An 11,957-nucleotide genomic window follows, 5' to 3' on the forward strand; every position below is an offset into this window, starting at 1 on the left:
CTACCTGCAAATCGGCGCAAGTATATCAGCGAGTTAACTTTTAAGGCTGGCCGAGCCCGATCCTTAACCCGTTATTTACCCTAACCCTGAAAAGTCCGGATCAGAGGCAGACGACCCGCGCACGTTACGATTGTCTTCACAATGGGACGCGCGGGGGAGGCTGCAGGCGCTGGTGGGCGTCAAGCTCGGAACCGGACCAAAGCATGAATTCGCGCGTATCGTGGAGTGTTGACGGGATTGAGCCATCGGTTCGCGAGCGGGCCGAAGCTGCGGCGCGCCGTGCCGGCATGTCGCTGGGCGACTGGCTGAACTCGACCATCGGCGAAGCTCCCCCGCGCTACAACTCGCCCAACGCACGCCCGCGCGACCAGGAACGCCCCCTCACCCCGCGTGCGGCCCTGCCGCAGCGCGACGCGGCCGATGTCGTCGAAATCCACGAGCGGCTCGACGCCATTGCCCGGCAGATCGAACTATTCTCGAAGCCTGCACAACGCAGCAGCGAGCCCGGCGTTGCGCGCCAGCTCAATGATGCGATTTCACGGCTCGATGCGCGCCTGTCGCAGATCAGCGAGCCCACATATCGCCCCGCGCCGCCGCCGCAACAGCCGCGCATCGATATGGTCGAGCGCGCCGCCAATCAGGTCTATAGCGCCTCGCCGCCGATCGATCCGTTCTCGCTGGACTTCGCCATCGCCGAGATCGCCGCCCGCCAGGGTGAGCTCGACGGCACGCCGCGCATGGCCCCGCGCAACGCGCCGCCGATTGCACCGTCCTTTATACAGCCGCCTTATGCACAACCTGCCGCGCCACCGCAGAGCTTCATGCCGGATATGTCCGGCCTGGAGCGGCAGCTGTTCCAGATCACGACCAAGATCGACGCGCTGCAGCGCCCGGACAATAATATCGAGCAGTCGATCGCGGCCTTCCGCAGCGAACTCGCCGAGATCCGCAACGTCATCACCGAAGCGATGCCGCGTCGCGCGATTGAATCAATCGAAAACGAGATCCGTGAACTCGGCCGCCGCATCGACGACAACCGCCACAGCGGCATCGACGGCGACGTGCTGGCCAATCTCGAACGCGCGCTCGCCGACATCCACAAGACGCTGACCACGCTGACGCCGGCCGAACAGCTCGCCGGCTTCGACGAGGCGATCCGCAATCTCGGTGGCAAGATCGACTTGATCGTGCGCTCGAGCAACGATCCCGGCACCATGGAACAGCTGCAGGGCGCGATCGCCGCGCTGCGTGCCATCGTTTCCAACGTCGCCTCCAACGAAGCGCTCGGCCGTCTCAGCGACGACCTGCAGACGCTGTCGTCGAAGATCGATCAGCTCGCACGCGCCGACAACAGCGATTCCTTTGCCGCGCTTGAGGCGCGCATCATGACGCTGACGGCAGCGCTGGAAAATCGCGAGCGCCCGGCTGTCATGGCCAGCTCGGATCATCTGGAGACCGCATTGCGGACGCTGTCCGAGCGTCTCGACCATATGCCGGTGGGCAATGACTCGTCGTCGGCCTTCGCGCATCTCGAACAGCGCGTCTCCTATCTGCTCGAGCGGATGGAGAACATCACCGATACGCGCGGCAACAATCTCGGCCGCGTCGAGGACGGGCTGCAGGACATCCTGCGCCATCTCGAACGCCAGCAATCGATGTTCGCCGCGCTGGACAATCCCCGCAGCAAGACGCCATCGGTCGATCCCGGGCTGGTCGACACGATCAAGCGCGAATTGTCCGACATGCGCTTCAGCCAGTCGGAAACCGATCGTCACACGCAGGATTCGCTCGAGGTCGTGCACTCCACGCTCGGCCATGTGGTCGATCGCCTCGCAAGGATCGAAGGCGATCTGCGCGCGGTCAGCGCCGCGCCCGCCAAGCAATCCGCGCCTGTTGCAACACCCGCTCCGACCTCGCGCCCGGCGACTGCACCGGATGTTTCGGTGCCGGCTCCGACGCGCCCGCAGATGCCCAATCCGGTGAAGCCACAGGCTGCGCCGTCGCAGGTCGAGGTGCGTCCGCCGCAAGTTCACTTCGATGCCGCGCCGCGCGACTTCGCGGCAACTGCGATCTCGCACGAACCGGCATCGGCCTTCCCGATGCCGAAGGCGATCAGCGACATTCTCGATCCTCCGCCCGCGCCAAAGCCAGTCGCGCAGTCTGCATCCGCTACCGAGCGTCCGTCGCCGCGCCCGATGGTTGACCCGGCGCTGCCACCAGATCATCCGCTCGAACCCGGCACGCGTCCGCAGGGCCGCGGCGCATCGCCATCCGAACGCATCGCCGCGTCGGAAGACGCGATCAGCGAAATCGCCGTCGATGCCCCCGAACAGGCCACCGCGTCGAGTTTCATTGCTGCCGCGCGTCGCGCCGCACAGGCTGCCGCCGCAACCGGCAACGACAAGTCCAGGTCTGACAAATCCAGGACCGACAAATCGAAGGCCACCAGACCCGGGCCGCAGCTTGCCGATAGCGAAAAGTCATCCTCCACGATCGGCTCGAAGATCCGCTCACTGCTGGTCGGCGCCAGCGTGGTCGTGATCGTGCTCGGCTCGTTCAAGATGGCGATGACGCTGCTGGACAGCGGCTCGCCGGCGCCGGTGGCCGAGAATATTCACTCGGCACCGCCGCTGCAGCTGAACGCGCCCGAGCCGGCCGAGGTCCTGACCAAGCCCGCTGCTCCGGTGCCGGCCGCGCCGTCGATGACATCGCCCACCCCGATCGGCAAGCAATCGCTGATCGCACCGCCACCCGCCGCCGTCGAGCCTGCGCCGCAGCCAGTGCCACAGGCCGCGCCCGTGCCGTATGTGTCGCCCGACGTGACCGGCAGCATTGCCGCACCGCAGGCCAGTGCCGCCGGGCCGGTGCTGCCGTCGAGCGGCCAGAAGATCACCACAGCCTCGATCCCCGCCGGCGAGCGCCTGCCCGAGACTATCGGCAGCACCGCGTTGCGCAGCGCGGCGCTCAAGGGCGACGCCTCCGCCGCCTTCGAAATTGGCGTCCGCTATGCCGAGGGCAAGGGCGTGGCGCAGAACTACGACGAAGCCGCCAAGTGGTATGACCGCGCGGCACAGGCCAATGTCGTGCCGGCCATGTTCCGCCTGGGTGCGCTGTTCGAGAAGGGCCTCGGCGCGAAGAAAGATCTCGACGTCGCCCGCCGCTATTACGTGCTCGCGGCCGACCGTGGTAACGCCAAGGCGATGCACAATCTCGCCGTGCTCGATGCCGATGGCGGCACCAAGGGCGCCAACTACAAGAGCGCGTCGTACTGGTTCCGCAAGGCCGCCGATCGCGGCGTCGCCGACAGCCAATTCAATCTCGGCATCCTCTATGCCCGCGGCATCGGCGTCGAACAGAACCTCGCCGAGAGCTTCAAGTGGTTCAGCCTCGCCGGAGCCCAGGGCGACGTCGATGCCGGCCGCAAGCGCGACGACATCGCCAAGCGCCTCGATCCGCAGTCGCTGGCCGCGGCCAGGCTGGCGGTCCAGACTTTCGCGCCGGAAGGCCAGCCCGAAGACGCCATTAACGTGGCCACTCCCGCGGGCGGTTGGGATGCCACGCCGGCACAGGCCGGGGCGAAAGCATCGATGGGCAAGCGGGCTGCGCGCTAAGGCAGATTTTCTGGCCGCCGGATCGAACCGGCGGTCTTATTTCCTCAACAAACCTTCAGCAGACTTGGCGCCGTGAAGTGCGCGCCGGGCCGGACTGAACGACGAGGAAAACTGGTTTGTCTTTTCGAAATGACGACACATCGGGGGACGCGGAACGTCCATCAGGGATTCCTACGGTCAACCCCTGGGCCGCACGTCCCGCCGAGCCGTCTGCCCCACCGCAGCCCCCGCTGCCCGAGGCACCGCGCAGCAAATGGTTCAACTGGCCCTCGGTCGCATTCGCGGTCGTGATATTCGGCGGCATCGGCGCGCAGGCCTATCAGGAGCTCTCCAAACCTGAGGCCTGGGCCTATTGGAAAGACCTCTATGTCTCGCCGAGCATGGCATCTTCAGAGGTCGCCAATCTCGATCCGGACAATTCGGGCCGCGGCCGTCCAGGGCTGGCGATCACGGGCGAGATCGGGCCAGCCACTGCGAGCTGGTTTCGCGAAAAGCTCGATGAAGCCAAACTCGCGCCCGGCGATACCGTGCTGCTGTCGTCTCCAGGCGGAAATGTCGGCCAGGCCATTATCATGGGCGAGATCATCCGTGCGCGCGGGCTGACCACCGCCGTGGGCACGGTGGATTCGGCCGGCCGGATCAAACCGTCCTATTGCGCCAGCGCCTGCGTGATGACCTATGCCGGCGGCAAGGCCCGCATCGGCGTCGAGGGCTCGCGGCTGGGCGTCCACCGCTTTGTATCTCCCAAGCCGGGCGCTGACCCCACCGCATCGGCACAGCGCACCATGGGCTATGTGCTGAGCTACATGACCAAGATGGGCGTCGCCTCGTCGGTCGTCGAGGCGATGTCAGCCACCGAGAAAATCCGCTGGCTCGGCACCAGCGAGGCTGCCGCCATGAACCTCGTCACCGATCCGGCCAGGAAGTCGTGACGCCGCTGGCCTGCGCCTGGCCCAACAAAATTTACCACCTTGAAAGGTGTATCATCGGTAGAGGCGGAAAACCGCGCCTTTACCGAATTCTTTAATCCCATCAACGGACGATATCGTCTAAGACGAGGACGCGGCTCGCAATCCGCGCCGCCTCCAGAACCACGCCATGAGCGGTTTCGGCCCAACTCAGGGCCAGAATTCCGAAGCGAACGCGCGTGCAACTGTATCTCCCGATCGCCGACATTCCGATCAATGTGTTGCTCATCCTGGCGATGGGCGCTGCGGTCGGCTTCGTCTCCGGCATGTTCGGGATCGGCGGCGGCTTCCTGATGACACCGCTGCTGATTTTCGTCGGCATCGCCCCCGCGGTGTCGGTCGCGTCAGTGGCAAGCCACATTGCAGCCTCGTCTTTCTCCGGCGCGCTGTCCTACTGGCGACGCCGCGCCATCGATCCCGCGCTTGCGAGTGTGCTTCTGACCGGCGGCGTGGTCGGCACGGCGCTCGGCGTGTGGGCCTTCACGCAGCTGCGCAATCTCGGCCAGCTCGACCTCACCATCTCGCTGTCCTATGTGATCCTGCTCACCGCCGTCGGCAGCTTGATGTTCTGGGAGGGCCTGCGCGCGCTGCTGCGCATCCGGCGCGGTGATCCCGTGAACTTGCGCCGGTCCGGCAGCCATAGCTGGGTTCACGGCCTGCCGCTCAAGATGCGGTTCAAGCGCTCCAAGATCTATCTCTCGGTGATCCCGGTGATCGCCGTCGGTCTCCTGATCGGCTTCATCGGCGCCGTGATGGGCATCGGCGGCAGCTTTATCCTGATCCCGATCCTGATCTACTGGCTGCGCATTCCGACTTCGACGGTCATCGGCACATCGATGGTGCTGACGCTGGTCACCATGGTGATCGCGACATTGCTGCACGCCGTCACCAATCATCTGGTCGATGCGGTGCTGGCCCTCATCCTGATGGTCGGCGGCGTCACCGGCGCACAATTCGGCGCCCGCGCCGGGCAGAAGATTCGCGGCGAGCATTTGCGCCTGCTGCTGGGCCTGCTGATCCTGGCGGTCGGCGTCCGCTTCGCGGTGGAACTGGTCGTTCGCCCCGCAGATCTGTTCACGATCCGCGAGACCGGAGGCGTTGCTCCATGATACGCGCGCTCCCGATCATCGCCGCACTCGGCATCGGAATGCTCGCCCCGGCCCGCGCCGAACAACTGATCGTCTCGGTGTCGAACCATCGCGTGACCGTGACACCGAATTATGCCGGCGAGGAACTGGTGCTGTTCGGCGCTGTCGAGAAAGACGACAAGACACCGCCCGGCCGCAACAACTACAATCTGGTCGTCACCGTCAACGGGCCGCGCACCGACCTCATGACCCGGCGCAAGGAGCGCCGCTTCGGCATCTGGATCAACACGGATTCGCGCCAGTTCCTGCAGGTGCCGTCCTATCTCGCCGTGTTTTCCAACCGTCCTATGGACGCTATCGCACCTGCCGACGTACAGCGCCGCCAGCAGCTCGGAATCAATAACGTCCTGCTGACCCAGCGCGTCGGCACCGACTATGCGGACGTCGTGGCCACAGACCCGTTCCGCAGCGCCTTTGTGCGATTGCGCAAGGAACACGGACTGTATCGCGAGGAGACCTCAGCGGTGACATTCCTGACACCGACGCTGTTCCGAACCAGCATTCCGCTGCCTGCCGAAGTCCCCATCGGAACCTATGATGTCGAGATCAAACTGTTCGCCGACGGTGCGCTGATTTCGAAAGCGGAGACGGCGTTCGATATCGTCAAGGTCGGCTTCGAGCAGTTCGTCGCCAATGCCGCGCGCAATCACGGTTTCATCTACGGGCTGCTCACCGCCGCGATGGCACTGATGTCCGGCTGGGCGGCATCGATCGTATTCAGGCGGGATTAACTCTACTCTCACCACCGTCATTGCGAGGAGCCCTTGCGACGAAGCAATCCAGTCTTCCTTCGCTTGTGGCCTTCTGGATTGCCGCGTCGCTTCGCTCCCCGCAATGACGGTTGAAGATTCTGCGCGCTACAAAAATATCCCCACCACCATCGCCACCACACTGACGGCCATTGCTGCAGTCGACAGCCAACCAAGCCAGTGCAACGGCCCCTTGATCACAAAATCGCCCATCACATCCTTGCGGCGCGACATCACCATCAGCAACACCATCACCGGCACTGCCAGAACGCCGTTGATAACGGCGCTCCAGTACAGCGCCGAGATCGGGTTGATCGAGGTGAAATTCAGCGCGATCCCGATCACGGCAGACAGAGCCAGCACCGAGTAGAACGCCACGGCCTCGCGCGGCTTGCGATCGAGTCCGACCAGCCAGCGCTGACCTTCGCCCACAGCATAAGCAGTTGAGCCTGCGAGCACCGGGATCGCCAGCAGACCCGTGCCGACGATGCCCAGCGCAAAGATCCACTCTGCGAATACTCCGGCGATCGGACGCAAGGCTTCAGCCGCCTGCGCCGAGGTCTCGATATCCGTCTTGCCTGAGGCATTGAGCGTGGCCGCAGCCGTGATGATGATCGACAGCGCGATCAGGTTCGAAAATGCCATGCCGACGATCGTGTCGGCCCGAATGCGCGAAAACTCCATCGCGGCACCAATCGGCCTCTCGATCAATGGAGCTTTGGCGGGATCGATACGTTCGTCCTCCGCCTCCTGCGAGGCCTGCCAGAAGAACAGATATGGCGAAATCGTCGTCCCGAGAATGGCGACGATGGTGGTGAGATACGAGTCACTCCAGGTGATTTGCGGCAGCAGGATGCCTGTGAGAGCCGCGCTCCAGTCGACCTTCACCACCGCAAGCGCGGCGACATAGGAAAACAGGCAGAGCGTCAGCCATTTCAGCACCGAAACATAGCGCTTGTAGTCAAAGAAGATTTGCGCGCCTACCGAGAGCGCGCCGAACAGAACGACATAGACGATGCCATGACCTCCAACGAGCAGCTTGGTGGCATCGGCCATGGCGCCGAGATCGGCCGCGATGTTGATCGTGTTGGCGATGAACAGCAGTGACACGATGAGGTGCAGCAGCGATGCCGGATAGTGCCGGCAGACATTGCCGGAAATGCCACGACCGGTCACGCTGCCGACGCGTCCGGAAATTTCCTGGATTGCAACCATCAGAGGGAAGGTCAGCAGCATGGTCCAGCCGATGCCGTAGCCGAGCTGTGCCCCGGCCTGACTATAGGTGCCGATGCCGGAAGGATCGTCGTCGGAAGCGCCGGTGATCAGACCAGGACCAAGCCGTTTCAGAAAGCCTTTCGGACCAGTAGCTTCCTCCTCCTGTTCATCAGGCTTCTCGCTGGACTGGTCCGACATCTGATCCCTGCCATCTCACCGCTCGGCAACGTGCCGTCGCAGCTAACGTTCCGAAGCAGGGACTGGCAATGGGCTAGATCAAGGTCCGTACACCCGGTTCGAGGATACGCAGACGGGCACCGAAGCCGAGGGTGTCGAAAGATGCGCGCAGATCGCCGGCGCTCTGTTTGAAATGCGCCCATCCGTCGGTGTGCACCGGCACAATCGTCGCATCGGGAAATGCGCGCGCCGTCTCGATCGTGTCGTTGGTGTCCATGGTGAGGTGGAATGGCCCGCGGGTTTGCGCCGCGCCGGCGAAGGGCAGTACCACGCCGGCCGGAAAACGCCGTGCGACCTCGGCGACGCCATCGAACCAGACGGTGTCGCCTGTAATGTAGATCGGCCTGCTCCCTGGCGCGTTCGAGCTCAGCACGAATCCGATGACATCGCCCGACAGCGGCTCGATGCCGGCCGGGCCATGACGCGCGGGCGTCGCGGTGATCGTCAGCGATCGACCATCCTTGCCTGTAAGTTCGGTGCTGTCCCATGGCGCGAGACCCTCGACATCCCCACCGAGGCGCTTGGCGCCCGCAATGGTTGTCAGTGCGCGCGGCGCGTGGCGCAGGAAATCGCGCCCGGAGTTATCAAGGTTGTCGGAGTGCTGATCGTGACTGAGCAACACCGCATCAACCGCGCCGACTTGCGCGGCGGAGATCGCGGGACCGACGAGTTTTTCCAGCGTGACATGCGGCAGCTTGTAGGCGCCCGGATGATCGAAGGTCGGATCGGTGAGCAACCGGAAGCCGTCGATTTCGATCAGCGCGGTGGGGCCGCCGATCAGGGTGATAGTGAGGGACATGAACTACTCCTGTCGCAGGGGGGCTGGTGAAGCGGCCGGTCTGGTGACGAGATAGATACCGAGGGCGACCGGGACGATCCCCAGGAGATCACGACTTTCAACATGCTCGCCGAGCACCATCCAGGCGAACAGCATGCCGAGTGGCGGCATCAGGAAGTGATAGGCGCTGGCAGCGGTGGCGCCGCAGGTCTTCAGCAGGTGAAACCACAGCAGATAGCCGAGGATAGAACCGCCCAATGTCAGGAATGCAAACGAAGCGATCAATCGCGCACTCGGCACGATCGCGCCGATATCGGAAAACGTGAGCGCCACCGGGATCAGCACCACGCCGGCCACAAGATTCTGCACGCCGTTGCCGAGCCACAGGCTGCCCTTCGGTGCCAGCAGCTTGAACAGGATCGTCCCGGTCACGATGGATGCGAGCGATGCCAGCGTGAATACGATGCCCTGCGCGCTGTCGGTGCCCACCGATATGCGGTGCCAGACGATCGACGTGACGCCAGCGATGCCAAGCAAGAGCCCGGCGACCTTGCGTCCGGTGAGCGGCTCCTTCAGCAGCAGCGCTGCGAACACAGCCGTAAACACCGGGTTTGCGCTGACGACCAGGCCACCGAGACCGGCGGAGATGGTTTGCAGGCCGGTATAGCCGAGGCCGAGATACAGCGCGTTATTGGCCAGACCGATGACAGCGTAGGCCGCGACATCGCGCCAAGACAGCGACCAGGTACCGCGGCGCAAGGCGGAAATGCCAAGGATCAGAACACCAGCGAGCGAGAACCGCGCGGCGAGCAGAATGAGCGGCGGGCAATCGGTGACGGCGATCTTCCCTGCGACAAAGGAGAAACTCCAGATCAGACAGAAGATGCCGATATAGATCGGCAGCGGATTGAAGGCGGCACGAGGAACCGCGACTGACGGCGCGAGGGACATCGGAAATCTCCTTTGTCGCTGGTCTATGCGCTCGCCTTCCCATTTGGAAATTAAATGATATACTTGTTGTCAGTTGAAAATCGAATGGACAGCCGATGCTGGATCTCGAACTCCTGCGCAGCTTCGTCTCGGTGGTCGATGCTCGCGGCTTTACCCGCGCCGGCGAGCGCGTTCACCGCACCCAATCCACCGTCAGCCAGCAAATCAAGCGACTGGAAGAGGATATCGGCCAGCCGCTGCTGAACCGCACCGGCAAGGACGTGACCCCGACCGAAGCCGGCGAGCGGCTGTTGTCCTATGCGCGACGGCTGCTGGCGCTGGCAGAGGAAGCCCGCGACGTGCTGGCCCGGCCGACCAATGAAGGCGCTGTCAGGCTCGGCATCCCCGAGGATTTCGCGGCCTATCGCCTGACCGAATTACTGGCGAATTTTTCGCGGTCGCGGCCCGGCTTGCGGCTCGACGTGCGCGCCGACCAGAGCACGTATTTGCGCCGCGATCTCGAACGCGGCGAACTCGACCTGGCCCTGTTCAAGCGCGCCGCCGGTGAGAAAGGTGGCATCGCGGTGTGGCCCGAGCGGATCCATTGGGTCACGAGCAAGGCGCATCCGATCGACCCCGCTATCCGGTCGGTCCCGTTGATCGGCTTTCCCGCCGGCTGCCTTTACCGGACCCGCGCGATCCATGCCATCGAGGCGGCAGGCCGCAGTTGGCACATGGCCTATACGAGCTCCGGCCTCGCCGGGATCCAGGCCGCGGTCGCCGCCGGACTTGGCCTCAGTATCCTGTCCGACATGGCTATCCAGACCGACCATCGCATCTTGACGGCGAAAGAAGGCTTCGCGCCGATCGACCAGACTGAAGTGACGCTGATGGCCGCCCCCGACGCGAGCCCGGCAACGCTGCGGCTTGCCGACCACCTCGCCGAGTTCTGCGATACAGTGCAGGCGAAGGCGGCGTAAGGCCGCTCTTTCTTTTAAATGCTCGTCGGTTTGCAAGGCCACGGAAGCCATGCTTCAGACACGAGCCTCAGGAGCCTCCATGCCGACATCTGACGCTGTTACTGTCGAGGCTCTGAGTCCCACATCGTTCGAGCCCTTCGGGTGGGTGCTCGGCAAAACCGATCCACTCAAAAAAGACGCGATCGGTTTTCGAAGCCCGGCGAGCGATTTCTGGCACGAACACGTCTTTGATCCCGGCACGGAAGGCAACACCGAGGTCTTGTGGGTCGAGTATCGCGACAACAATCCGCTTGTCTCAAAGCTCGAAGTCCATCACCTGACCCAACAGGCGGTCGTGCCTCTCACGAAAGAGATCGTTCAGATCCTTTGCTTGAGTGACGCAAACCTGCGGCCGGATTTGTCGACCCTCCGAGCGTATCGCTTGTCTCCTGGCGTCGGAATCTGCATGCATCCCGGCGTTTGGCACGCAACGCGTGCCGACAATGCGACCTGCCTGATGCTGACCCGAGGCTCGACGACGGAGGATCTTATCGACCATCTCGTCAACGAGCGCCCTGCGAAGGAGTCTGCCATCCTGGAAATCCCGCAGGTTCGCCTGATCCTGGACGGGTAGAACGACGATGTATGAAATGTTGCTCTAGCAACAGCGCGAGGCGGCAATGGCGTGCATGCGCCGGTCGCCGAGCACATGGGCAACGAAGCCGAGGGTCTGGAAGATCCTGGCAAATGCCGCATCGCGGATGTTGAGCCCGCCGGTATAGGCGCCGAAGGCCGGCATCACCGCGCGGGTGCCGTCGCTCGCAAAGCAACGACGTTCGACCGCGCGACCGCGCGTGCTGACGCGCGCCTTTGGATGCAGGTGACCGGCAATCTCGCCTGCAGCCCCCGTCGGCTCATGACGGAAGGTGATCGGACCGATGGCGACTTCTTCCGCGACGGTGCCGCCGAGATCCGGCGGCAATGCGGGATCGTGATTGCCTGATATCCAGATCCAGTCACGGCGCATCTGCAATGCAGACAGCACCTCGCGATTGGCCGGGGACAACCGCTCGTGGGCGTCACGGTCGTGGAAACTGTCGCCGAGCGCAATCACAATGCGCGGATCGTGACGCGCGATCACCGCACCGAGGCGACCGAGTGTTGCGATCGTATCGTAGGGCGGGAGCAGCACGCCGCGATTGGCATAGCTCGATCCCTTTTCGAGATGCAGGTCGGACACCACGAGAAGTTTCTGCTCTTCCCAATACAAAGCACCCGACAGGTCCGCAGCCAACGTGACGCCGGCGATGCTGACGGTGCTCATATCGACGGTGATGGTCTCAGCGTGCATGGTGCTCTTTT

10 protein-coding genes are annotated in these 11,957 nt (G+C 63.8%); 6 read left to right on the forward strand and 4 right to left on the reverse strand.

The features are described from left to right. Positions 1-203 precede the first annotated feature (203 nt). From AB7951_RS25670 to AB7951_RS25685, 4 genes are all read left to right on the forward strand, one after another. Complete coding sequence (locus tag AB7951_RS25670; protein ID WP_441256084.1) at positions 204-3,611, forward strand: hypothetical protein; 3,408 nt, start codon at positions 204-206, stop codon at positions 3,609-3,611. Between the two features lie 116 nt (positions 3,612-3,727). After that, positions 3,728-4,543: a hypothetical protein gene (locus AB7951_RS25675; RefSeq protein WP_439062076.1), complete on the forward strand. Its 816-nt coding sequence runs from the start codon at positions 3,728-3,730 to the stop codon at positions 4,541-4,543. Between the two features lie 215 nt (positions 4,544-4,758). Further along, positions 4,759-5,688, forward strand: coding sequence for a sulfite exporter TauE/SafE family protein (locus tag AB7951_RS25680; protein WP_120288151.1), 930 nt, complete (start codon positions 4,759-4,761; stop codon positions 5,686-5,688). Beyond that, a complete protein-coding gene (locus tag AB7951_RS25685) occupies positions 5,685-6,458 on the forward strand; it encodes a TIGR02186 family protein (RefSeq protein WP_068737508.1) in 774 nt (257 codons plus the stop codon). Before AB7951_RS25680 ends, AB7951_RS25685 begins: the two co-directional genes overlap by 4 nt. 126 nt (positions 6,459-6,584) lie before the next feature. Here the strand turns inward: AB7951_RS25685 and AB7951_RS25690 are convergent, their stop codons facing one another. The 3 genes from AB7951_RS25690 to AB7951_RS25700 all read right to left on the reverse strand — a co-directional run bounded on the left by AB7951_RS25690 (position 6,585) and on the right by AB7951_RS25700 (position 9,657). Next, positions 6,585-7,889 carry a divalent metal cation transporter gene (locus tag AB7951_RS25690; protein ID WP_120288149.1) on the reverse strand — a complete coding sequence of 435 codons (1,305 nt, stop codon included), beginning with the start codon at positions 7,887-7,889 and terminating at the stop codon, positions 6,585-6,587. A 73-nt stretch (positions 7,890-7,962) separates the two neighbouring features. Beyond that, positions 7,963-8,727: an MBL fold metallo-hydrolase gene (locus tag AB7951_RS25695; protein ID WP_120288148.1), complete on the reverse strand. Its 765-nt coding sequence runs from the start codon at positions 8,725-8,727 to the stop codon at positions 7,963-7,965. Between the two features lie 3 nt (positions 8,728-8,730). After that, positions 8,731-9,657 carry a DMT family transporter gene (locus AB7951_RS25700; RefSeq protein ID WP_120288147.1) on the reverse strand — a complete coding sequence of 309 codons (927 nt, stop codon included), beginning with the start codon at positions 9,655-9,657 and terminating at the stop codon, positions 8,731-8,733. Positions 9,658-9,752: 95 nt separating this feature from the next. Between AB7951_RS25700 and AB7951_RS25705 the strand changes: the two genes are divergently transcribed. Together AB7951_RS25705 and AB7951_RS25710 are read left to right on the forward strand one after the other, a co-directional pair. Next, positions 9,753-10,616: a LysR substrate-binding domain-containing protein gene (locus AB7951_RS25705; RefSeq protein WP_120288146.1), complete on the forward strand. Its 864-nt coding sequence runs from the start codon at positions 9,753-9,755 to the stop codon at positions 10,614-10,616. Positions 10,617-10,695: 79 nt separating this feature from the next. Continuing rightward, complete coding sequence (locus AB7951_RS25710) at positions 10,696-11,229, forward strand: ureidoglycolate lyase (protein WP_120288145.1); 534 nt, start codon at positions 10,696-10,698, stop codon at positions 11,227-11,229. 24 nt (positions 11,230-11,253) lie between these two features. Here the strand turns inward: AB7951_RS25710 and pdeM are convergent, their stop codons facing one another. Next, positions 11,254-11,946, reverse strand: a complete 693-nt coding sequence (gene pdeM / locus AB7951_RS25715; protein WP_120288144.1) for a ligase-associated DNA damage response endonuclease PdeM — start codon at positions 11,944-11,946, stop codon at positions 11,254-11,256. Positions 11,947-11,957 lie beyond the last annotated feature (11 nt).

The sequence above is a fragment of the Tardiphaga sp. 285_C5_N1_2 genome (assembly GCF_052076065.1).
In the GTDB taxonomy this organism is placed as follows: Bacteria; Pseudomonadota; Alphaproteobacteria; order Rhizobiales; family Xanthobacteraceae; genus Tardiphaga; species Tardiphaga robiniae.